The following is a 23,288-nucleotide window of genomic DNA, read 5'->3' as shown; positions in this document are numbered from 1 at the left end:
CCGATAAGGCTCACGACCCAGCAAGCGCCATTCGACAATCGTCCTTCGCATGGGCTCCCGCAATTCAACACTGTCGAGGCACGAGACAAATGCATCGAATGCCTCTTTCGTCTCCGTCCCGACAAGTTCCCTCGACGGGTAGTTGATCCGTTCAGTCGCCGTCTTTGGGTTGATCGCCATCATCGTTTGATAGCAACGGCCCAGGGCCGAGAAATATCGTCGATGGTCAACCCTTCCCAAGGCATTCTCGAACGACTGCAGCATGACGTGTCGATGTCCGAGATGAACGACAGCAAGAGTTCTTTTATGTTCTTCTCGTCATCGGAATCAAAGTCTTCATCGACAAGATGGCTGAGGGCAATGTCCCGCATCCGGGAGGGATGTTGATTGCGAAGATTGGTAAGGCGGAGATGCCAGGCCGATGGAATGTTGACGGTCATAGGAAGCTCTTGCGTGCCAATTACCGGGCGATGGCAGTATCATATTTGTCTGAAATCGCACATCGGCGATATCCATCATGACTGCTTGACGCTGCCTCTAATTTTCGCGACGGCACCCACGTAGCAAGTTGATTTCTGGGCTTCCTTCTCGGTATACGGAGTAACAAGGACCATGTTGTTGGCTTCTTGAGCCAGAGCCTGTTGACAGCGCCGCGCGCCTGCGTGTCGCCGCGTGCTTCCAATGACCGAGCCGGAGATTGCATGACAGACCAGGATATTACACCGCTGCTTCTCGATGCTCTCGGCAAGCGCATTGACGACCCGGCCGCTCTGAGGCTTGCTGAGGCGATCGGCAAAAAACCGTTCAAGAATGCGACGCCGACAAACACCATCGACCTTGAAAACCGGAAGCTCGGCATCGAACTCGCGGCACGAGCCAGCATTACCAGCCGCTCCTATTTTCCGCCGCGCAAGGACGGACGTAGCTGGGTCACCTGGGTCTCGCATGCGTTCATCTATCCGAAGTATCGCGGCTCGCTCCCGCCCGGCTTCGATTGGCAAATGGACGACGCTGCTTTGAGCGAGCGTTTCATCCGTCGAATCGAGGGTGCGGTCGAGGAAGTCCGGTTCACGCTGCCGGCGCCGCGGGAAGGCCTGAGAGCCAAGGCCACGCTCGGCTCGGACGGACTACCCAGGTGTCTTTTGCTGAGCGTTGTTGAAGAGAGAGCTTACGCAACGATTTATCCAGGCGGCAATCCGCAACTTTCGGTCGAAGACGCCTTCTTTGCCAGTTGGTGCGCGCTGAACGGCATCCTGCGCGAAGGACGTCTCACCGACGAACAACTGGCAGCACTTCGGGAGCGCCAGTTGACACCTCTGGCTTTTCTCTCTTCCACTCTCGGAGGCTTGCTGTGGGAAGGCGACGTGCGGCCAGAACATGATTCTTTCTGCCACGCCTATATGAAGCGGCTGATGAAACCGCAGAACGTCTCGGCGCTGGACGATGTGGCAGCGGTCTTCGGCGATAGCAACAACTGGCGCAAACCTGGCGAAGCCATGACTGAGGATAGCTGGCAGAATTTCGAGCGGATCGCGCCGTATTATACGGAAAGGCTGGAGCAATGGCGGCGGGGAGAAATCCGCTCCAAGGTCGACTGGCCGTCAGAATCGGTGGCCTGAATGTTCATGCAGATGTTGAGCGATTGCTACCGAAAGATCGAGATGGATCAATCCTCGTATTGAACAGGGCGGTCATGATGGTTGCTTCGGTGGACGTCTGGGCGGTAGGCCGAAAAGACACGCTCAAGTGGTTTGAGCGTGTGGTGAAGCGAATCTACGAATTGATCAGTCGGAAAGCTCACTTGGCCGAAGCATGACTTGATAAGCACCCCGATCAGGTTGTCTGGGGACGCGCGCATTCTCGGTATTAACGTGTCGCTGAACGCAAGTTGCGTGAGAAACGATAACCGGCTCATGAAGCCCACCAGTTCAATACCAGAAATGGGCGTGGGGCATCGGGGACAGATACGAAAATGTCGCCACGGCCGCAGTGTTCTCCGCAGCGCATTCCCAAATAGCGAATTTGTACGCTGCGAACTGGTTTGTCGTTATCAGCAAATATTGCTGCTCTCCCATCCTCGACCAGTTCGAACACCAGGTACGTCCAGTCGGCCCCGGCAGTTCCATCGGCTCTTCCGACACAGTCGCTTAAACGCGCCTTCGGTTTGAGCGCTTCAAGCAGCTCTGCGGCGCGCTTGCCTCGAATCTCTCCAATCCGCTTGACTTCGCTCGGTGATTGACGCGGAGACGAATTGGCGAGAGTCTCAAGATCCAGGTGCGATAGCGCCACTGAAATTGGACCGAACGAAATCTCTGCGCATGGAGAAGGTGTGGCCTCCAGCAAGCGTATAGTTTGAATTCGGTCGACATCACGCCCAGACACGGGCCTTCCGGATTCTGCCAATGTTGAACCAGAACCGCCGATGAGCAACGCGAGAAAAACCAAATTCGTTTTACGGGCTAAAATCATAGTGTTTCGGGCAGTTGAGGAAAATCAGCCGATGTCACCATGACTGAAAAATTGTGCTTGAATTCATGGTCTCCTACGTACGTTCGTGCGATTTTACCAAACCAGGTGATCTTGAAACAATTGGAATTGTTGATCCGGTCGAATTTGATTTTATGCTTGGCAACCGTATCATGGCCAAGCAGGTATATCTGGAACGCGAAATCATTTCTGTCTGTTATCGTTTCCGGGTGGGGGTCTATCAGCAACTCGAGGCCATCGAGAAACTCCGGTGTATATTCATCCTTGGGGCAGATTCGAAAACCGCCATTGTGCCAGTCGTCCGACGACAATATGCAGGATTGATAGTTTTCCCAAGAGTAGGGCGCGTCCCAGTCGCTGACGTAGTTCGAGCTTTCCTTGTCTTTTATCTCGCGCTCTGAATTGTAATTTGCTGTCTCGAGATGAATGTCGAACCATACATCTCCTTCAATCTCTTTTGCTGACCACGAAAACGCGACGATTGGATGGCCCTCTGGCCAGGGATTACCTTCAAAGTAGATCCTGTTCGATTCCATATCACCTTCCTCACCCGATTTGTCTTCGTTATGAACCATCTGTCACCTAATCAGATCTCGTTACCCTCTGCATTGCGCAACGGCTTTCTGAATTGTTCAGGGAACAACGTGATCAGGTCCGCCGCTTTGGGCAACTCGGCCCATGAACATTAAACGGGCACGGATATACGGCGGCGAGATTCGGATCTCAGCGTTCGACCAAGCTTTATACCGTCATGCAGCAAACTCGTTTCGCGTCAGTTTCCTGGAAATCTCGTCGGCCGACATTGGCTTGCCGACGAGATAGCCCTGGAACTGATCACAGCCGGTGTCTCGCAAGATCGCTGCCTGCTGCGTGTTCTCGATACCCTCGGCGGTAACGGGGATGTCGAGAGCCGTTGCCAAGGCCACCGTCGCCCGAAGAACGTCAATCCCGTTGGCGTTCTCCTCGACGCCCGATACAAGCGATCGATCGATCTTCATACGATCGAAGCCGAATTGGCGTAGCGCGCCGATGCTCGCATAACCGCAACCGAAATCGTCAAGCGCGAACTTGATGCCAACCCGCCGGAGCTGATCTATCGACCGACGCGCCTGCTCGGGATTAGACATCAGTACGCCTTCGGTTATCTCCAAAGTAAGGCGATTTGGGTTGAAATCAGCCTCCCGGAGCACAGTGATCACCTGCGCGGCGAAATCCGGATTGCACAACTGGATGGGTGAGACGTTGACCGACAAGGCCAGTTTAGGCCAACTCTTTGCGTGGCGGATCGAGGTTCGCAGCATGTGAACACCGAGAGCATCGATGAGACCGGACTTTTCCGCGAGTGGAATGAAGACTTCAGGGCTGATGTTCCCGACAGCACTTCGCCAACGCGCCAGCGCCTCAAGTCCAATGATCGCACCGGTCGACGCGGAAACGAGGGGTTGGAAAACGGGTTCTATTCTTCCGCTGTTTATGGCCTCCCTCAATTCACCTTCCATATCAGCGATGCGTTGGCGTTCTCGATCAAGCTCCAGATCGTACGCAACAGCATGACCCTTGCCGTTCTCCTTGGCGCGGTAGAGCGCCATGTCGGCCCTGCGCAGCAGTTCCAACGGCGCAACATTCCCCGTTCGAGGTGCAACCCCGATACTTGCCCCGACTTCAATTGTCCGCCCGTCAATCCTGAACGGCTCGGCAAAGAGTGCGAGGATGGCTTCTTCTATCTCGCGGCGGTCGATCGATCCGACCTGCACCAACGCGAACTCATCGCCACCGAGCCGCGCCGCTGCCAGTATTTCCGGATGACAGGCCCGCAGCGCGTTGGCGACCATGCAGATCAACTCGTCCCCAACCGCGTGTCCCCACGCGTCGTTGACGGCCTTGAAGCCATCGAGATCGATCAGGTAAAGCGACACCTCTACGTTTTTGTCCATATTCTCTAGGCTGTTGAGCAGCCCATGCCGATTGAGCAGGCCGCTCAGTCCATCGTGGGTTGCTTCGAAACGAGTTGCGTCCACCAGTTGCCGCAGACGTCTCGCCTCGGACACGCCCGCAAGAAGGACGGCCACCAGAAACAGGGCGAGGATGCCCGCCGCTGTAACCACGTCAGAATAGACTTTGTCAAAGATAGCGTTTCCGGGAAACCTGCTCGGCCAGACGATGTGGGCAATGGCGACACCGTCTATGTCCTTGACCGGCGCGCTTAGAAGACCCGGCTCTGGTGTCGATTGGAGGCGTAGACCGTCCAGTTCATGCTCGTCGGACAGCGTATCGAGAACGTCCGGCGTAAGTTCTTTGAAAAAACTCAGGACGCTAAGCTTGGCAAGTTCCGCGCTGGTTTCGAAGGGCTGGATTGCCTGGGATGCGACCAGAGCGACACCATTCCCTGTCTTGAAAAAATGGACCAACGGTCCCTGCGTCGGAACTGCTGCGGCCTCGGCTTGTCGTCTGAAGGCATCTCCGAAATAGACATGCGGCTCGAATGGTTGCCCCTTCGCATAGGCGGACACCGTGCCACCGTCAGGCCCGGTGACAATAACGCCGTCATAGAGCAAATAATCCGCGCTTGTTTTCCCCCAATTCTCATAAGCAAAGTCCACGGCCCCCGCCGCTGAACCAATGGCAGCGTAGGCATCGTCCCAAACCGCGTTGTCCGTCGTCGTCGCAGCCAGTCGCTCCGACACTTCTTCGACAACTGTTTGGGTCATATGACTGGCTCGGGCATCGTCAATTTCATTTGCCGAGCCGGTCATCGTGGTAACGACACGCGCTACGAGGCCAGTGAGCACGAGAGCAACAGCGACAAAGGAGACTGTTACCGCGATGACGGAATAGGTCTGGGCGCGAACACGCTTAGGGGGCCTGTTGAACGGCATGAAGAATCCGAAAATGGAGAAATGATAATCGCACAAGATCGGCTTAGGTGATCTGGGCTGCGTTTGGTTACGTGTGCTCTGTGATACAAATAAAGTACCCTCTGAGCGCAGGCCTTGCATCAGAATTCTTCCCATGAATTCTCAGCGATGGCAGCGCTGCCCTGCGTCGGATAGGCCTTGGCGAGTTTGCCGTGCAGTTCGCGCGCAGGAGAACTTTGCGGCCGTGATGATTGGCGTGCCGTTTGTTGCGGCGCATGCGCACGCTGCACCTTTCCGATATTGAACTCGCTCAGCATCTGGGCGATGCGACCGACCTCCCGCACAAGCGCATGGCTTGCGGCGGTGGATTCCTCCACCATGGCGGCATTCTTCTGTGTGCCTTGGTCCATGGCGTTGACGGCAGTGTTGATCTCCTGAAGCGCCGCCGCCTGTTCGCGTGCGGCCTCGACGATCGAGCCGATATGCCGGTCGATCTCTTTGACCTCCTCAACGATGACGGTCAATGCTTCTCCGGTATCCCCGACTAACGAGACACCGGCCTTGACCTGCTCGCCGGAGGTATTGATCAGCTCCTTGATTTCCTTTGCTGCCTTCGCGGAACGCTGGGCAAGCTCGCGAACCTCCTGGGCAACGACGGCAAAGCCCTTGCCAGCCTCACCGGCGCGAGCCGCTTCAACGCCGGCATTCAGCGCCAGCAAGTTCGTCTGGAAGGCAATCTCGTCGATAACGCCGATGATATTGGAGATTTCGCGCGACGAGCTGTCGATCGCTCCCATCGCCGTGACCGCCCGTTGCACGATCTGGCCGGACTTTTCGGCGCCCTCACGCGCCTTGGCTACCAAATGGCCCGCCTCTTCAGCCCGTCTGCTGGAGTCCCTGACGGTCGTGGTAATCTGTTCAAGCGCGGCGGCCGTCTCTTCGATCGAAGCTGCCTGCTGTTCAGTCCGCTTGGAAAGATCGTCTGCGGAGGAACGAATTTCCTGCGAACCAGCGTGAATCTGCGAGGCCGCCCCATCAATCTCGCTGATGGTGCCAGCCAGTTGATCGAGCGCGTGGTTGAAATCGTCCCGCAGCCGGTGATAGGCGGCAGGAAGGTCGTCGGTGATACGGTAGCTGACATCCTTGTCGACAATGGCGGACATGGCTTTACCGAAACAGTCACTCACCAGTTTCTGCTCGCTCGCGATGGCGTCCGCCTGGGCTTTCTGCTTGGCGACTTCCGCTTCATCGATATAAACAGAAATGGCTAGATCCATGTCGAGCATTACGGCCTTGACCAGGCTTGCAAGTGCCTTGCCGAAGTCCGCTGGCTTCATCGTCTTTTTGGAAAACATTCCGCCTTTGGGAAACACCTCTTCGACGGCGCTGTTGATCAGGTGATCGAGAATGATCGCGTAGCCGCCGATGTACCATTGCGGCTCCAGGCCAATCCGCGCGTGAACGGTGCCGATGGTGCGGACCTTGTTGACATAATCGTCGTTGAAGTTGCCGTCGGAAATGTTGACCCAATGACCCTGTTGCGCCCCCTTGGCCCGGGCGATGTGCTCGTCGGCGGAAAAGAACTGCTTGACCTCCGGACTGTTGCGAAGCTGGGCATAAAATTTGTCGAGGCCATGCGGCAGTTCGCGCTCAACGAGGCTCTTCAGGGAACGAATACTGGCCCGCCCTTGCGCGTTAAGCTGCATGAATTCGAGACGACGCTCGATATTCTGGCTTTTCGACGGTGCATCGGTCGATTCGGAAACGGAGCTGCGGTGAGCATGATGAGCGGTATGCACATAAGAATGATTCGACATGACATCCTCTGGGAGATGGGTTCGGCAAATGACGTGGTGCGGGAGTGCCGCTTCCGAAGCCTGCCGTCATGGCGGTGAATGGTGCAAACCGCGCCCCATCGGATACCCCTAGAATGGGGGGGATGATTTACAAAGTGTAAATCTTATCGGTAGGGTGCAATTGTCGTGCGCTGATCGGATATTCATTTCGCATTTTGCATTCCCGACCGCGTCAGTTTAGGAACGAAGCAATCGAATACATGCATGCTTACCCTGCCGCTTGCTTGGTGTTGGCGTATCGTGCCGAAAGGCGTGAAATCGGACCACCGTGCTCCATTTCTCAGTCTTGAGCGGATTTTAGACTACGGACCGATCGAACTTATAGTCATCCGGCTCCAAACTCGGTCATGTATTTGCAGTTCGTTTCTTGGTATCTGACGGATTTTCACCATAGACAGCCCGATAGGCTGGCGAAAACCGGCCCAAATGGAAGAAACCCCACTTCAGACAGATCGCTCTGACGGATTGCCGGTTCAATGGATCGAGCAGGTCGCTGCGGACGGCGCGCAATCGAAGGGTTCGCAGATACGCGGCAGGGGTCGTTTCCTTGAAGGTGCGAAATCCGATTTCGAGCGCCCGCACCGATACACCTACGGCCTCGGCCACTGCCGACACCGTGATCGGCTTCGCAACGTTCGCTTGCATGAAATCGATCGCATCGCGCACATGCCACGGCGCGATCAGATGCGTTCGCCTCTCCAGACGGAGCGAGAAGCGATGCGGGATCGTTCGGACCACCACGTCGGCCAGCGTCTGACCCAGATACGACATGGCCAGCGGCGATTGCAGCAACGGTCCGTTGTTGTACATGCCGGAAATAATTGTCCGCACGAGATTTCCGAGAAGTTGTCCCTCTGGCGTCGAAAAATCTACCATCGGCGATAAATCCAGTGAGCCCTCCAAGGGTACTTCGAAGATTAAGGAAACGGCCTGCACGATAATTGACCAGTCCAAACGTAACACGTTTGATATATGTGGCGCTCCTCGTACGGAAAAATGATCGGCTTCGTGATTGTTGACCAAGACCAGCCGTTCCGGGCGGCCTCCAATGGTGCGTTGACCCAACGATACGTCGATGGCGCCCTCATTCACCGAGAGGATCGACAGCCATTTCGCCGTCTGAGGCACTGCCTTGACACGCCATTCATTATGATACTGGCCCGCAACCAAGGTCAGAGCACCGTTCGTCCAGATATCCGTACTCCATTGGAAGCTTTTGGCTGGACCGATCGGTGAAGCTGCGAACGAGCCGAACTGTCCGGTCAGGGTATCGACCATGCCCTCAAAGGTCGATCCGTGAAAGCGGGGCATGAACTTCATTGCTTTATTCTGAGGCATGTTGGCCAACAACTTTGCTGAAATAAATGTCAAACGATGAAAAAAGCAGCCGCCGTGATTGTGGGCGTTGATTTTCGTTTGAAATGAGCAAAATTCATGCCGAGGTACGTACATCAACCGGCTGTCGATCAGATGACAGATGGGCAATGATGTGACATTTCAGGGAACGCTCGCGACTTGATCCCTTACGGCCCCTGCGACACAATGATTATGCTCCGCGATGCAGCGGACATGCGGTGGTCCTTTCCTGGGACGACCTGCGACCGGTCACCGCGGTCATGATGACCAGACCGGTCGCAAATCCTCACAAAAGAGCCTTTCTAAGCTGCAGTCAGGGTAAATCGTGGACTATGTCCGGTCCATATGCGGGAGGGTGGCAACCGAGAAATCGTTGCGCGGAGTCAGTGCCAGCCGGTTCTCGAACCACGGCGCGCGGCCTGATCTTTTGAACCAGGATCAAGCACACCCACCATTTCCAGGTTCCTGAACCAGTGGCGTGACCGGATGAGATATCCGTATTTGCAATACAGTATCCGTTTCGCGCAGCCGAATGCCCTGCCCTCCCCTAAAGGCAATGTCCCGTTAAGATTCATAGGTGATGTGTCGCTCACAGCGACGTGCCTACCGGCTCGCTATGCTGTTCGATCCACTGAACCTTTATATTCCGCCCAAATGATTTGACGCGGTTCTTCCATAAATCGGCAGGACGCATGCGCCTTCCTGTCTCTCGTCAAAAGTACTGCAACCAACCCGCAGGCAGTAAGAAGTCTTCTCATGAAACAAGTCATTGAAGCCCCATTTCGCCAAGTGCAACCTGACAATCCATCCGCCCGCACCGATGGGTCCAGGATTTCCTCTCACGGATATCCGCAGGATGCGTTCGAACATGCACGCACCGAGTTGCTGGGCATAACAAACTACCTGGAAGCCCTGTATGCGCAAATTCAGCGTGCGGCCCGAGGCGGACAGAATCTCTCACTCGTGACCGATGCCGTGTCGGCAAACGACGGGCAGTCTTTTTCATGATCCGTATCGCTGCCGGACCCAGTTCTTACAGGAACACCTCCAAGACGAGAATCGCATTGGCCAGGATCAGGGCGCTGGGCAACGATCGGACCGGCGGCATCGCGATCATGGCCGCCTTTTGCCTGCCGATCATGATCGGCTTTGCTGCGCTGGCTGTCGAATACGGATACGGACTGCTTGTACGGGACGAGAACCAGCGCACCGCCGACCTCGCGTCGTACGCCGGAGCACTTGCCTATAACGAGACGAATTCGGAAGTGAAGATGAAGGCAGCGGCACATCGTGTGGCGCAGCTCAATGGAGTGGATGCCGCCAGTGTTTCTGTTTCGCTCGCAGCGTCTCCGAAAGACGCGCGCGTTCAGGCCGTGCACGTCACCATCACCACGACGAACACGCTCGTTCTCGCGCCGGTCCTTGGTGTCAGCCCGAAGCTTGATATAGGAGCGGAAGCCTATTCCTCAATCGGCTCTTCGGAGAATGGCTGCATCATCGCTCTCGACAAGTCTGGATCGGGTGTCACTCTATCAGGCGGCGTCCAGGTCGGAGCAAGCAAATGCTACGTAAACTCCAACAGCGATCTCGTCGCCCCATGCGGCACCAAGATCACGGCCAAGGAAGCCACCTATTTTGATGGCTCCTCGCAACCCTGCCCATGGACCAGCAATATCGTGCGGGCGGATGGCAGCCCGGCGCCTGTAGCGAACCAGTACACCAGCGATCCTCTTGAGGGCCATGCGGGTGTGGCCGGGCTCCACCAACGTTTCGCTGTCAATCGCAACGCCTCTTGGCCAGGAAGCGTCTCGGTCCAGAAGAAAGGCGCCGACCTGTTGTTCGGAGACGAACCACCGAAAACAACGGCAGCCGCGATCGAAGCCATTGGATGCAAGTACGACCCCACGAATTTCAACGAATATTACAAGGACCGATGGGATATCACCTGTTCGGGCTCCACGATCAACATTGGCTCACTGATGGTCAAGGGCAATGTCCAGGTGAAATTCAACGTCTCTGGCAGCAAAAATACGACATATAACTTCTCGGGGAGAATCCAGAACGATTTCGGCACAAAGCTGGAATTCGGAGCTGGCACCTTCAATGTGGCAAAGGGTGTCTATGGTGCGGACCTGACGTTCGGAGCCGGTTCCTTCCATGTCGGAATGGGCGACGAGAAATGCGGTGATGCTCGTTATAGCCTCTGCGCCTCCGGGAAAGTCACCATTGATGGGCCGAGCGCGTTTGTTTTCGACGCCGGGTTCTACACTGGCGCCGGCGCGACGCTCAAACTTGGCGACGGCACGTCCAATAGCTACACGTTTGGGAAATCCAGTGGCGACAATGCGATTGGACTCGATGGCGGCTCCATAACGGTGATGGCAGATGCCAGTAGCGGCAAGGGTGCGTTCCGCCTCAACGGCGACCTGAACGGCGGTGGCGGTGGCAGTTGCATCACCATTCCCGCCAGCGCGGAACATGACATATCCGGCAACGTCAATCTGGCCGGCGGCGCCAGGCTCGGCACCGGCACCTATACGGTTGACGGGTACTTCTCAGTCAATACCGGGGGATCCGCCTGCAGCGACAACATTGCCGTTTCCGGCAAGAATGTGACGATCGTCATTTCCGGTATCGACACCCCTTCTGACTGGGAATGCAAGGACAAGTCCTTTTGCCTGACCGGCGGCAACGCGATTACCCTTACCGCACCGCAGTCGGGTGACTATGCCAATCTGGCAGTGATCGGCCCGCAATCGTCGAAGAACACGGCCGGCGCGGAAATCACGTCAGGCGGAAGGGGTAAAATCTCCGGGGCTTTCTATTTTCCGAACGGGTTGATCGACTTCGGCGGCGGCGGCCAGATCGGTGACGCTGCGACCGGCTGCCTGCAACTGATCGGTGCAAGCATTTCACTATCCGGAGGTTCACAGGCGATGTCGGAATGCACCCTGTCAAGTGGCACTGGTAAGGTGGCGCTGGTCCAATGAACTTCATTCAAATCTCCGTGGAAAGAGCTATGAGTATGTGCGCTCGTCTAAGGCAATTCGTCAGCAAAGATCGCAGCGGCAACGCTGCTATCGAATTTGCGCTGATAGCGCCGATCCTCACTATCATTCTGGCAGGTAGCACTGATTTGGGATTGCTGATCTTTTCCCGCTTTCAGCTTGAGGCCACGATCTCGAACAGTGCGAGCTACGCGATGGTTCATGCCGATCAGGTCGACAGCAAGAGCGGTGAAGATCTGGCAACGAAGATCGCCACAATCATTGCCAGCGAGGACGCTTCCGGTGAAGCGACAGCTTCAATCGTCGTCAACAACGGTGCAAAGGCAAGTTACGCCGGAAACAGGATAAAGCTCGGCGGCGCAGCAAGCCAGGCAAATGCATGCTACTGCCCAACCGGTACAGCGTCGTCGCTCATTTGGGGCCAGCAACAGTCATGTGGCACTCCCTGTCCCGACGGAGTGCCCGCAGGCAAATATGTCGCGATCACCGCAAAGCAGGCATATGCGCCACTGTTCTCCAGCTACGGCTTCGTCAAAGACGGCTTCATCTACGCCAGCGCGATCGTTCAAACACAATGAAGTCCGCCATCCAAAAACTCTGGAAGTCGCGCTCCGGCGCTAGTGCGGTGGAGTTTGCGTTGGTCATGCCCCTGTTTTTGCTGATGCTGTTCGGGATGATCGAGTTCGGTCGATTGTTCTGGACCAGCCACGCTCTTCACGACACGGCGATCGCGACGGCGCGCTGTATGGGCATTCCGCAGATCGAATGCGAAGATGGCGACGTCTACAGCCCCTCCAAAGCGATAGCCTTCGCGAGGGCAACGGCAGCAGGCTGGTTTGTTGCGTTGGACGCAGCGTCGATCACGCTTGATCACGACGCGAGCTGCCATGGCTTGGCGGGCTTCTCGCGGGTGAAGATTAGTCATGAATTCAACACCCTCGTGCCAAATTTTTTGACGTCACTTGCCGGTGGAACCAAATTGCAGGCGGAAGCCTGTTACACAAATCACTAAAACTAGCTATTGAAGATCGTTTGATCCCATGGCCTTCCTGCGTTCTGGCGTCAGCGAAACACCGTCAAAGAGCTGCGGAGGTACAGCGCTATTTTCGACTTTGCCGCGCTCCTTGGTGGTCATCCCACTCCCAGCCGAAACGCAACCCGAGCAATTTTCACCATCGGTTTGTAAATTACCATTTGGACCACGAACTGATGAAGCGTTTGCAGGGTGATCCCCAGTTCGGCCCATAGATCGACGACCTTCGTTTCCCGCGTTCCCATCGACGCGCGTCGCTGCACTCGTTCGTCCCGGTATATTGATCCGTACGTTTTATGGCACGGGTGGAATCGTCACCGCCTTCGAAGGTCCCCATGTCGATGTCACGGTTGACGGATGGGAATATCGGCATTTCACGATCGCCTACGTGCCCGCCGCCTATGTCGCCCTGGAGGGAGAGAGGGGCCGGAAAGGGGGACCTGCCGGGGCTTGGAGAGCGTCCGGGTGGGCTCGTCCTTTCCTGCTCTCGACAGGGTTTTCCATGAACGTGATCTCGACCCCTGCTGCGAACGTGGCCGCCACTTCGCTTGTTTCCGCCAGTCGCGCGGAAAGTATTCTTATGGCCAGCCATGAGCTTCTGCCGTTTCTCGAACGCGGCCATGCCATCGGCGCAGCCGATCTCCGCACCATCCTGATGAACGCCTTTGGCGGCTCGGATGCCGAGGGCTTCTGGTCCTGGAAGGACGCCTATGAGGCAACGGAAGTGGCGCAAGTCCATTTCTTGCGCAAGTTCGGCGGCGCGATCGGCTCCCGCGCGAACGCGCCGCAGGCAGCGCTTGCCATGCTCAACAAGGTTGCAGGCTTGATCCCGACCCACACCCGGCGTTCAGAGGAAAGCCAGCAGCTCCAGCAGTTTTCCACGCCGATACCGCTCGCCTACGTCGCGGCCCGTGCCGCAGGTCTCATGGCCGGCGACATGGTGCTCGAACCGTCGGCCGGAACCGGTCTGATGGCGATCTTCGCGGAACTCGCTCGCGCGCGACTGTCTCTCAACGAATATGCTCCTGTTCGCCACGGCCTTCTGAAGCATCTCTTCACGGGTTCGCCGGTCACACAGCACGACGCTTCCCATATCGACGACTATCTCGATCGCGCGCTTCACCCGACCGTCGTGTTGATGAACCCGCCGTTTTCCGCCGGCGTTCATGTCGAAGGCCGGATGGTCGACGCCGCATGGCGTCATCTCGCCTCCGCCTTCGCGCGGCTTGCCCCCGGCGGCCGGCTGGTTGCAATCACCGGCTCCAGCCTTTCTCCCGACAATACCAAATGGCGCGAGGCCTTCGTCCGGCTTCAGGACCGCGGCACGGTTCTGTTCAGCGCCGCGATCGATGGCAGCATCTACGCCCGCCACGGCACGACGATGGAAACCCGCCTGACGGTCATCGACAAGATCGCCGCCGCCGATCCGGCAAAGCTCGTTGCATCGCAGGGCGTGGCGCCCGATCTGGAGACGTTGCTCACCTGGATCTCGGGCCTTCCGCCTCGCTCCCCATCCACCGCGCCGAACTCCATCGGCGCGCTTTCCAACGGAATCCTGAGTGCCTGTGCAGCGAAGATGGCTGCCCGCAAAGCGGCCGACACGATGCGCCCTGCGGCGGTGATGGCTCCAGCAAACCGCCCTTTAGCCGCTCATGCGTCGCGTCCGGCGTCCTCGCCGGTATCCCGGATCGACGATGAAGTCGTCGAGCTGTCCTACGAACTGCGCGACGAAGCGACAGACGCACGCGCCGATGTCGCCGATGGGATCTACGAACCCTATCAATTGCAGGCGATCAGGATTCCGGATGCAAGACTGCATCCGGACAAGCTGGTCGAATCCGTCGCGATGGCATCGGTCGCCCCGCCCAAACCGAGTTACCGTCCGCATCTGCCAAAGCGCATCGTGTCCGGCGGCGATCTCTCCGACGCCCAGCTTGAAAGCGTGATCTATGCCGGCGAGGCCCATTCCGGTTATCTTGCCGGCCACTGGTCCCTCGATGCCAGTTTCGACAATTTGAAGGCGGTCACCCCGGAGACCGAAGGCGCTGTCCGCTTTCGCCGAGGCTGGTTTTTGGGCGATGGCACGGGAGCCGGAAAAGGCCGCCAGGCCGCCGGCATCATATTGGACAATTGGCTGAAGGGTCGTCGCCGGCACCTGTGGATCTCGAAATCCGAGACCCTGATCGAGGATGCCCAGCGTGACTGGGTGGCACTCGGCCAGGAAAAGCTGCTGGTGACGCCATTGTCACGCTATCGGCAGGGCAAGCCGATCAAGCTCGATGAAGGCATCCTCTTCGTCACCTTCGCGACACTGCGCACTGATGAGCGCGAGGGCAAGCGCTCGCGGGTGCAGCAGATCGTCGACTGGCTGGGTCAAGAGGCGGGGAGCGGCGACGCCGCGACAGGGAGCGCAAAAGACTTCGACGGCGTCGTCATCTTCGATGAAGGGCATGCCATGGCCAATGCCGCCGGTGGCAAGTCGGATCGAGGCGAGAAGTCTGCCTCGCAACAGGGCCGGGCCGGTCTGCGCCTTCAGCGCGCCCTGCCGAATGCCCGCGTTGTCTACGTTTCCGCGACTGGTGCATCCGAGGTGGAGGCGCTCGCCTATGCCGAACGCCTCGGTCTCTGGGGTGCCGCAGACTTTCCCTTCTCGACCCGGTCCGAGTTTATCGCGGCAATCGAGGACGGCGGCGTGGCCACGATGGAAGTCCTGGCCCGCGATCTCAAGGCCATGGGCCTTTACGCCTCGCGATCCCTGTCCTTCGAGGGCGTCGAATATGATATCCTCGAACACGAACTGACCGAGGAGCAGGTCCGCATCTACGACTCCTATGCCGAAGCGTACCAGGTCATCCACAATCATCTCGATCAGGCACTTGAGGCTTCGGGCATCACGTCGAGTGGCGGTACCCTCAACAGGCAAGCCAAAGCCTCCGCCCGCTCCGCCTTCGAAAGCACCAAGCAGCGCTTCTTCAACCATCTCCTGACGTCGATGAAGACGCCAGCGCTGATGAGCGCCATCAAGACGGACGTGGAAGAAGGCCACGCGGCGATCGTCCAGATCATATCCACCGGCCAGTCCCTGATCGAGCGCCGGCTCGCGGAAATCCCGACAGAGGAATGGAACGATATCCAGGTGGATGTCACGCCGCGTGAGATCGTCGCCGAGTACCTCAACAATTCCTTCCCGACCCAGCTCTTCGAGGAATATTCCGACGCCGAAGGCAATCTCCTGTCGCGGCCGGTCTATGACGCCGATGGCAATCCCGTCCTGTGCCGCGAAGCCGTTGCACGCCGTGATACGCTGCTCGAACGGCTTGGCAGTCTTCCTGCCATTCCGACCGCTCTCGACCAGATCGTCCAGCAATTCGGCACTGGTCAAGTGGCCGAGATCACCGGCCGCGGCCGCCGCATCGTTCGGCGCGAGGATGGCGGCACGATCGATCGCTTTGCCGTCGAGAGCCGGCCGGGTAGCGCCAACCTCGACGAGACCCGCGCCTTCATGGACGACGAGAAGCCGATCCTGATTTTCAGCGAGGCAGGGGGAACGGGACGATCTTACCATGCCGATCTTGGAGCGAAGAACCAGCGCTTGCGGCTCCACAATCTCCTCGAAGCCGGCTGGCGGGCAGATGTGGCGATCCAGGGGCTCGGCCGCAGCCATCGCACCAACCAGGCGCAGCCGCCCCGTTTCCGCATGATCGCCACCAATGTGAAAGCCGAACGGAGGTTTCTGTCGACGATCGCAAGGCGTCTCGACACGCTCGGCGCTATCACCCGCGGGCAGCGCCAGACCGGCGGACAGGGGATGTTCCGCAGTGAAGACAACCTCGAATCCCAATATGCCCGGGACGCGCTGCGGCAGTTCTACAAGCTGGTCCATACCGGCGGTATCGAAGGTTGTTCGCTGGAAAAATTCGAAGCGATCACCGGTCTGTCGCTGAGGGACGAAGAGGGCGGTCTCAAGGATGAACTGCCGCCGATCCACACCTTCCTGAACCGCATGCTGGCGTTGACCATCGCCATGCAGAACCTGCTGTTCGACGCCTTCGAGCAATTGCTGGCCGCCCGCATTGAGGGCGCGATCGCCGCCGGCGTCTACGACAAGGGTCTTGAGACACTGACAGCGGATCATATGACGGTGAAGGACCGGCGGCTGGTCTACACTCATCCGGTCACCGGCGCTCAATCACACCTCCTGACCATCGAGCGTATGGATCGCAACAGGCCAATGCCGCTTGCCGATGCTCTGAGCCTCGCCGCGCGCGATCCGCACGCCGTTCTGATGATCAACGGCAAGTCCGGCCGCCCGGCGATGCAGGTTCCGACCCGATCGGTCATGCTCGACGACGGTTCAATCCAGCCACGCGTCGCGCTCATCCGGCCGATGGACGAGATCCGCTTCGAAGTGCGCCAGCTGGAAGAAACAAATTGGGAAGCGACGGACGAACAGAGCTTCTCCGCCGCATGGGAGGCCGAAATCGCCGACCTTCCGGAATTCTCAGTGTCGACCATGCATGTGGTGTCGGGCCTGTTGCTGCCGATCTGGAAGCTGCTGCCGCAGGATTATTGCCGGGTCTATCGTCTCCAGACCGATGACGGCGAGCGCATTGTGGGACGTCTGGTCTCCCCGGAGGGGCTGACGCGGCTTTGCCGGAATTTTGGGCTCGACCAGACCGAGGTCGTCAGCGCCGCTGAGGTCTGGCAATCGCTGCTCGGCGGCTCCTCTGTTGTCGCGCTTGCCGGAAACATGACGCTGCGGCGTGTCCGGGTGATGAACGACTATCGCGTCGAGCTCACCGGCTTTTCCGATAGCATGCGCGACAGGCTGCGATCGCTTGGTCTGTTCTCCGAAATGATCGCCTGGAAGGTCAGGTTCTTCATCCCGACCTCGGATGAGGGATTGGCGATCCTCTCCCGTTTGATCGAGCGATATCGCATCGTCGACGTTGCTGGCCGGGGGTAGCTGCCATGTCGTCCGCGTCTGAACTGGCGGATCGTCTCGCGCGCAATGCCGAGGCGTTCTGCCGTCATTATCTCCCCGCCGGCCGCAGGGCCGGCAACTACTGGATCGTTGGCGATGTCGCCAACAACAAGGGTAAGTCGCTCTATGTCCACCTCTCCGGTCCTCGCATGGGAAGGTGGGCGGATGCGGCGACGGCTCAGTTCGGCGATTTGCTCGATCTCATGCGGGAAACCTGCGGGCTGGTAGATTTCCGCGACGTGGCCGATGAGGCGCGGCGTTTTCTGAACGAACCCCAATCCGGCCCCGCGTCGCCCCCCGGCCCCCCCCCCCGCCCAGGTCCGCCGGTGGGCAGGCCGGCAAACGAACGCGCGCAGCGCCTGTTTCGGATGACGCAGCCGCTTGCCCGTACGCTGGCAGACAGCTATCTGCGCCAGCGGGGCATTCTACGGGCGGCTTTGCATCCCGCGCTCCGGTTTCACCCCTCCTGCTACTATCGCGATCTTGTCACGGGCAGGACGAGCAGCTTTCCGGCGCTGATCGCAGCGGTGACCGATCCCTTCGGAACAATCACCGGCGTACACCGCACGTATCTCGATCGCTGTGGGCTCGATCCGGGCAGCATCGGTAAGGCGCAGGTGGACACGCCGCGGCGTGCTCTTGGAGGCTTGCTCGGCAATGCCGTACGCTTCCGTTTCTCCGTCGATTGCCCCGTCCCGGTCATGATCGCTGGCGAGGGGCTCGAAAGCATCCTGTCGCTGTCGCATGTGATGCCTACCATGCCGATGGCATCAGCGCTGACCGCCACTCACCTTGCCGCCTTCCGGCCACCGGACGAGTGCGAGCGCCTCTACATTGCGGCGGACGCGGATGCCGCCGGCCGGCACGGCATCGAGGGATTGAGCCGCCGGACGCAGGCGCTCGGCATCCTGCCGCTTGTGCTCACCCCGCAACTCGGCGACTTCAACGAGGATCTGCGCCAACTCGGACCGGACCGGTTGATCGCCAATCTGCGGGCGCAGCTCGCCCCGGAAGATGCTCAGGTCCTCCTGTCTGCGTGACGGGGCCGTGATGGGGAGACGGGGAAGGGGTTGCGGCGGCGTGGTTGGGAAGGCCGGTGCTTGCCGGTCGCCGCCCGGATGGGCGCGCGCCCGCGGGCCTGCCGGGAGGCGACCCTTACCATGCGGCGGGCGGGCCGCCAGCCGCCGCCGGAAAAGTTTTTTCCCCGCACCGGCTCTCCTCGCGCATCGGCTGCTCCGAAAACCGGTTCCCACTTTTCGGGCCGATACGGAGCCGGTGCTCCTCGCGGGGCAAAAAACCTCCCCGGCGGGCCCCACTGCTTTGCGTGGCCGCAGCGCGCAGCGCAGCGGTTCTGGCCCGCCTCCGCATGGACAGGGATCGCCGTCAGGCCGCGAGAGGCGCGGCCCCAACCGACGGAGACCATCATGAACCTCATGCTTCCCAACGACGACGGCTTCGAGCCACACCACACCTCTTCCCCGACCGACCGCTTCATCTACGAGATGCAGCTTTACGGCCATCGCCCCTTCCAGGACGAGCCGGATCCACGACCTCTGCCCGAGGAGCCGATTGTCCAGTCGGCGCTGACCGCGATCTTCGACGCCCTGTTCGAGATGCTTGGCGATACGCGGCTGGAGCCCGATCTTGAAGACCTGCTCTGGTCGGTTCCCAACCTTTTCCACCGTGCGGGCGAACGCATTCAGCGCGAGCTTCAGCGCAATGAGGATGCCCAGCGCACCGGCCAGCGCGAGCAGGATGGCTCGGAGGTCAAGAGTGTCGAGCTGGAGCGCCATATCGCCGAAGGCATCACGCTCCTCGAACGCCGCAACGCCTTCGAGTTCATGCGCGACTTTGCGGCCGACCTGTTCGAGGCGCAGACAGGATCGGCCTGGCGCCCGCGCACCGGCTCCAAGGTCAGCCATGCCAACATGACCGCGGCGATGATCGACAGCCGTGACTTCCTGTCGGCCCGCAGGCGAGCCGAGACCGAGGTGCTGATCCCGGCCGGCACCAAGATCGCCTTCGGCGGCGGGATGGACTATAACGACCATGAGCAAATCTGGACCGCCCTCGACAAGGCCCATGCCAAGTATCCTGATCTGGTCCTGCTGCATGGCGGCTCACCGAAGGGAGCCGAACGCATCGCCGCTTGCTGGGCCGAGGCCCGCAAGGTGACGCAGATCGCCTTCAAGCCTGACTGGACGAAACACGCCAAAGCGGCTCCGTTCCGCCGCAACGATGCGATGCTTTCGATCATGCCGGCGGGTGTCATCGTCTTTCCCGGCTCCGGGATTACCGGTAATCTTGCCGACAAGGCCCGCCAGTTCGGCATCCCGGTCTGGCGCTTCGGCTGAGACAATCTGTAAACGCCCTTCAGCGGCCGTTCGGTTCAACCGCAGCGGCCTCTGAAATACTCCCAAGTCATCATGTGGCCAGTGGTCTCGGCCTGTCGCGCGCAAGGGGAGCCAACGTTGACCCTGAAGGCACTGGCCGGGTATGGTTGATGTCGCACGGTCGGATGCTATAGTTCGACCAGGATATCGTGCGACTGACGAGGGTGCTATGCCGAACTCTGTTTCATCGTTTGAACAACGACGCTCCTCTCTTCGTCGAGCAGAGATATTCGTCATGTTTCCATTCCGCACGGCCGTCGTGCTTGGTGCTCTTGGATTCGCTTATTTCGCGCTCGTTTTGAGGCCGCAGGAAAACCCATTGTGGCTGGAGACCGCAGCAACGGTCGGCGCGTGGATTCTTGTCCTGGCTAGTATTGTCCGCTCAGTGATAGCACTGAGGACCTCGCCGGACGGACGCTATAACCGTGGTGCGAGCATAGCTACGGCGTTGATCGGGACGTTCATATCGGAACTGCCCGGGCTGAAGCACCGATATCTTGAAATGAGGTTCAGTGATCCGGCCTCATCAATACGCTTCCGTTTTCCATGGCGGATAAAGCATAGCGCTGTTTCGCCGTCGCTCCGATTTATCGAGGTCCTGCTTCTCGCGGTGTGGGCAACGCCTTCCGTGCTGATCCTTCTCGCCTTCGGCTTGATTGTCGGCAATGCCGATCTATGGGGACCCGCACTCGGACAGCCTGCTTTTGCGATCACTATCGCTTTCGGATGGATGATTGCTATTCTGAGCGCTATCGCGGTTTTGCTTGCTGTGATCGACGCAATGTTTCTGCTCTTCGCCGAGGGCATCAAACCGGATTTTGCGAACAGAGCACACCGGATAGGGCACTGGTTAAAATCTCTCCGCTGACAGCTTCATTCAATTGACCAGTTTTCAACGCGCAATCCGTCCACGCGGTTGAACTCACCGAGATTGTTGGTGACGAGCATCAGGCCCCGGGCCTTGGCCTGACCTGCTATCAGGACGTCGTAGGGGCCGATAGGCGTTCCCTTTGCGGCGAGAGCCGCCCGGATTTCCCCCGCGACAAAAGCGTCGCGTTGATCGAAGTCGAGGATCGGAAAATCAGCAAATAACAGGCGCAATGTTTCCAGGTTGTGTTGGACCTTTGCGCTCTTCTGGGCTCCAAAATACAGTTCATGTGCGACGATCGATGGCAGGCCGATCGTTCCTTCGGCGCTCTGAAACACCCGATTGACCAACATGTCCGATCGACGGCCAACCAGAGCAATGACCGCATTCGTGTCGAGAAGATGCGAAATCACGGAAACACCGTATCAAGCTCCGGCCGGTCCTGTGGTTTTGGCTGCTCGCGCCCACCTTCCATGAAATCGTCGCTCACGCCGCGCGCCATCGCTGCTTTCAGGGACGACCACGCGTCACCACGCTCAACGTGCGGGCGCAGAATGAGTGCATCGCCCTCCTGCGTTATGTCCACACGATCGACATCGAAACGAAATTCTTTCGGCAGGCGAACCGCCTGAGAGTTACCGGACTGAAATACGCGGGCGATATGGGGCATGCTTCGCTCCTCCTTGTATATACTGGGATGTATATACGCCGTTTCTGCCCTGATTTCAAGCAATACAGGCTCAAGATCGACATGCGGGTTTTGTGACGTACAGGGCATGTCAAATTCCAACTATCACGTTGGGCACCGCGTGTGACGTGAAAGGTGCTGAGCATTGATAATAGTTGATAAATCGAACATCCTTTGCAAACGCATTTGACAGAGGTTTTGACATGATCAGTACCGATTTGGGTAAACAGCTCGAAAGCTATATCCAGCAGCTTGTCGATACGGGCCGTTATGGCTCCAGGAGCGAAGTGCTATGCGAAGGCGTGCGGCTTGTGCAGGGCAGGGAAACAAAGCTGGCCGCACTCGATGCGTCGATTATGCGCGGGCTGGCCGATGCTGACGCTGGTCGCACAAAGCCGGCCGATGGAGTGTTTGACCGCCTGGAGGCCAAATATCGTGCGATGGCTGCACAGATGAACGGCCCACATGATCGTTGAATTTTCCGGCGGGGGAAGCGATCTAGAACCCATCGTGCATTACATCGCCAACGATAGTCCGCGCCGGGCGCTCTCTTCGTACAGGAACTGCGCGGCAAGTGCGAAGCATTGGCATACAATCCCTTGGCGTTTCCGCTGGTGCCCCAATATGAAGGCTACGGCATTCGCCGCCAGGTGCATGGGAACTATCTTATTTTTTATCGGGTAGACGCCGAACAAGTGGTCATTGTCCATGTCTTGCGTGGTGCATCGGACTATGCTGTCGCCTTCTTTGAAGGATAGGCTGACGCGGAGAGATTTCGGCTAACATCAATTGTCGAACCTATGAGATGAAGACAAAGTGGGCCTTGCATTTTCGGCAATTTGTGTACACATTTCCCACTCAAACGGAGCCTCGTCATGCCACAATCCCGACAACAGACTTCTTCCCCCCGTCGTGTCGGTGTGCGCGAGTTTCGCGGCAACCTGACGTCCTTCCTGAAACAGGTCGAGGATGGTCAGCGGTTTGTCCTCACCTCCCATCATAAGGTCGTCGCGGAAATCGGACCGCCGTCAAAGGACATTGTTGTTCGCAAGCCCGGCGCGTTGCGCGGGAAGATCAAGGTTGCCGAAGACTTCGACACCCTGCCGGCGGACGTTGTGGCCTCGATGGAAGACGAAGCGTGAGGCTACTTCTCGATACGCATGCCTTGTTGTGGTGGCTGAACGACGATGAGAAGCTGGGAAGCCATGCACGTCGCCTTATCGGCGATCCTGAGAACGATGTCCTCGTCAGTGTCGTTTCTTTGGGAAATCACCGTGAAGCTGCGGATCGGCAAGCTCGATGCCGATATAGAAGAGATTCTTGCGATCTTGCCGAATCAGGGTTTCGATCGGCTGGATATCACAGACGCGCATCTTGTCGCTCTTGCTGCTCTCCCGCTTCATCACCGCGATCCCTTCGATCATCTCCTCATGGCCCAGGCCGTGACAGAGGAGGCGCATTTCGTTTCGCAGGATCAGAATGTCCCGCTCTACGGCATTCCGTTCGTGACTTGCTCGGATCCTGTCACCTTGTGATCACCGATGGGCCTGGCTCCGTCGACGAAGCCGCCCCAGTTCGCTCGACACTGCTGGCCTGCCGGCAGACCGTTTGCCAGAGGGTCTCCACCTTCCGGTGTCCAGGCGATAACCGGGCAAACCAGCAAAGATCGCGGATCGAATATCGGGCGGGCGCAACGCCACCAGACGTTGCCGCAGGGTCGGCAATGGACAGAACGGTCGCTGTACCGATCGTCCCGTCTG

General features: G+C 58.5%; 19 protein-coding genes and 2 pseudogenes. 13 read left to right on the top strand and 8 right to left on the bottom strand.

The genetic code is table 11. The features are described 5' to 3' along the window. Positions 1 to 179 precede the first annotated feature (179 nt). On the bottom strand, positions 180 to 440 hold the full coding sequence (locus I3J13_RS20575; protein ID WP_196380042.1) for a hypothetical protein: 261 nt from the start codon (positions 438 to 440) through the stop codon (positions 180 to 182). Between the two features lie 261 nt (positions 441 to 701). On the opposite strand from I3J13_RS20575, the gene I3J13_RS20570 reads away from it, so the two are divergent. Continuing rightward, positions 702 to 1,619: a DUF7832 domain-containing protein gene (locus I3J13_RS20570; protein WP_196380041.1), complete on the top strand. Its 918-nt coding sequence runs from the start codon at positions 702 to 704 to the stop codon at positions 1,617 to 1,619. A gap of 292 nt (positions 1,620 to 1,911) precedes the next feature. Here I3J13_RS20570 and I3J13_RS20565 read toward each other — a convergent pair whose 3' ends face one another. The 5 genes from I3J13_RS20565 to I3J13_RS20545 all read right to left on the bottom strand — a co-directional run bounded on the left by I3J13_RS20565 (position 1,912) and on the right by I3J13_RS20545 (position 8,536). Further along, positions 1,912 to 2,469, bottom strand: coding sequence for a hypothetical protein (locus tag I3J13_RS20565; protein WP_196380040.1), 558 nt, complete (start codon positions 2,467 to 2,469; stop codon positions 1,912 to 1,914). Then, entirely contained in the window at positions 2,466 to 3,023 is a 558-nt protein-coding gene (locus I3J13_RS20560) for a hypothetical protein (protein ID WP_196380039.1), read from the bottom strand. The genes I3J13_RS20565 and I3J13_RS20560 overlap by 4 nt, the downstream gene beginning before the upstream one ends. Positions 3,024 to 3,236: 213 nt before the next feature. After that, entirely contained in the window at positions 3,237 to 5,363 is a 2,127-nt protein-coding gene (locus tag I3J13_RS20555; protein WP_196380067.1) for a bifunctional diguanylate cyclase/phosphodiesterase, read from the bottom strand. A 119-nt stretch (positions 5,364 to 5,482) separates the two neighbouring features. Continuing rightward, a complete protein-coding gene (locus I3J13_RS20550) occupies positions 5,483 to 7,159 on the bottom strand; it encodes a globin-coupled sensor protein (protein ID WP_196380038.1) in 1,677 nt (558 codons plus the stop codon). Positions 7,160 to 7,543: 384 nt separating this feature from the next. After that, on the bottom strand, positions 7,544 to 8,536 hold the full coding sequence (locus I3J13_RS20545; RefSeq protein ID WP_196380066.1) for a helix-turn-helix transcriptional regulator: 993 nt from the start codon (positions 8,534 to 8,536) through the stop codon (positions 7,544 to 7,546). A 774-nt stretch (positions 8,537 to 9,310) separates the two neighbouring features. On the opposite strand from I3J13_RS20545, the gene I3J13_RS20540 reads away from it, so the two are divergent. From I3J13_RS20540 to I3J13_RS20505, 8 genes are all read left to right on the top strand, one after another. Then, positions 9,311 to 9,562: a hypothetical protein gene (locus I3J13_RS20540; protein ID WP_196380037.1), complete on the top strand. Its 252-nt coding sequence runs from the start codon at positions 9,311 to 9,313 to the stop codon at positions 9,560 to 9,562. Then, positions 9,559 to 11,544, top strand: coding sequence for a pilus assembly protein TadG-related protein (locus I3J13_RS20535; RefSeq protein WP_236001056.1), 1,986 nt, complete (start codon positions 9,559 to 9,561; stop codon positions 11,542 to 11,544). The genes I3J13_RS20540 and I3J13_RS20535 overlap by 4 nt, the downstream gene beginning before the upstream one ends. Further along, the gene (locus I3J13_RS20530) at positions 11,541 to 12,140 is read left to right on the top strand and encodes a TadE/TadG family type IV pilus assembly protein (protein WP_196380036.1); all 600 of its coding nucleotides are present in this window, start codon (positions 11,541 to 11,543) and stop codon (positions 12,138 to 12,140) included. Before I3J13_RS20535 ends, I3J13_RS20530 begins: the two co-directional genes overlap by 4 nt. Then, positions 12,137 to 12,574, top strand: coding sequence for a TadE/TadG family type IV pilus assembly protein (locus tag I3J13_RS20525; protein ID WP_196380035.1), 438 nt, complete (start codon positions 12,137 to 12,139; stop codon positions 12,572 to 12,574). Before I3J13_RS20530 ends, I3J13_RS20525 begins: the two co-directional genes overlap by 4 nt. Before the next feature lie 523 nt (positions 12,575 to 13,097). Next, positions 13,098 to 17,561: a strawberry notch family protein gene (locus I3J13_RS20520; RefSeq protein ID WP_196380034.1), complete on the top strand. Its 4,464-nt coding sequence runs from the start codon at positions 13,098 to 13,100 to the stop codon at positions 17,559 to 17,561. 5 nt (positions 17,562 to 17,566) lie between these two features. After that, positions 17,567 to 18,619 carry a DUF7146 domain-containing protein gene (locus I3J13_RS20515; protein WP_196380033.1) on the top strand — a complete coding sequence of 351 codons (1,053 nt, stop codon included), beginning with the start codon at positions 17,567 to 17,569 and terminating at the stop codon, positions 18,617 to 18,619. A gap of 384 nt (positions 18,620 to 19,003) precedes the next feature. Next, a complete protein-coding gene (locus tag I3J13_RS20510; RefSeq protein WP_196380032.1) occupies positions 19,004 to 19,933 on the top strand; it encodes a DUF2493 domain-containing protein in 930 nt (309 codons plus the stop codon). A 208-nt stretch (positions 19,934 to 20,141) separates the two neighbouring features. After that, a complete protein-coding gene (locus I3J13_RS20505) occupies positions 20,142 to 20,840 on the top strand; it encodes a hypothetical protein (protein WP_196380031.1) in 699 nt (232 codons plus the stop codon). A 5-nt stretch (positions 20,841 to 20,845) separates the two neighbouring features. On the opposite strand, the gene I3J13_RS20500 is transcribed toward I3J13_RS20505, so the two are convergent. Next, the gene (locus I3J13_RS20500) at positions 20,846 to 21,253 is read right to left on the bottom strand and encodes a PIN domain-containing protein (RefSeq protein ID WP_196380030.1); all 408 of its coding nucleotides are present in this window, start codon (positions 21,251 to 21,253) and stop codon (positions 20,846 to 20,848) included. Then, positions 21,250 to 21,510, bottom strand: coding sequence for an AbrB/MazE/SpoVT family DNA-binding domain-containing protein (locus I3J13_RS20495; protein ID WP_031233812.1), 261 nt, complete (start codon positions 21,508 to 21,510; stop codon positions 21,250 to 21,252). The genes I3J13_RS20500 and I3J13_RS20495 overlap by 4 nt, the downstream gene beginning before the upstream one ends. Positions 21,511 to 21,731: 221 nt before the next feature. Here I3J13_RS20495 and I3J13_RS20490 point away from each other — a divergent pair, with 221 nt between their 5' ends. The 4 genes and pseudogenes from I3J13_RS20490 (at position 21,732) to I3J13_RS20475 (ending at position 23,063) form a co-directional block, all read left to right on the top strand. Continuing rightward, positions 21,732 to 22,004 carry a type II toxin-antitoxin system ParD family antitoxin gene (locus I3J13_RS20490; RefSeq protein ID WP_196380029.1) on the top strand — a complete coding sequence of 91 codons (273 nt, stop codon included), beginning with the start codon at positions 21,732 to 21,734 and terminating at the stop codon, positions 22,002 to 22,004. Next, positions 21,994 to 22,286 (top strand): annotated as a pseudogene (locus tag I3J13_RS20485) (type II toxin-antitoxin system RelE/ParE family toxin). Before I3J13_RS20490 ends, I3J13_RS20485 begins: the two are co-directional and overlap by 11 nt. Before the next feature lie 117 nt (positions 22,287 to 22,403). Further along, positions 22,404 to 22,670, top strand: coding sequence for a type II toxin-antitoxin system Phd/YefM family antitoxin (locus I3J13_RS20480; RefSeq protein WP_196380028.1), 267 nt, complete (start codon positions 22,404 to 22,406; stop codon positions 22,668 to 22,670). Then, positions 22,667 to 23,063, top strand: a pseudogene (locus I3J13_RS20475) (type II toxin-antitoxin system VapC family toxin). The gene I3J13_RS20480 and the pseudogene I3J13_RS20475 overlap by 4 nt, the downstream one beginning before the upstream one ends. The last annotated feature ends 225 nt before the right edge of the window (positions 23,064 to 23,288 follow it).

Source organism: Agrobacterium leguminum (assembly GCF_015704895.1).
Classification (GTDB): Bacteria; Pseudomonadota; Alphaproteobacteria; order Rhizobiales; family Rhizobiaceae; genus Agrobacterium; species Agrobacterium leguminum.
Note: the sequence above shows the minus strand (reverse complement) of the source record. Positions and strands in the feature narration are given on the sequence as shown.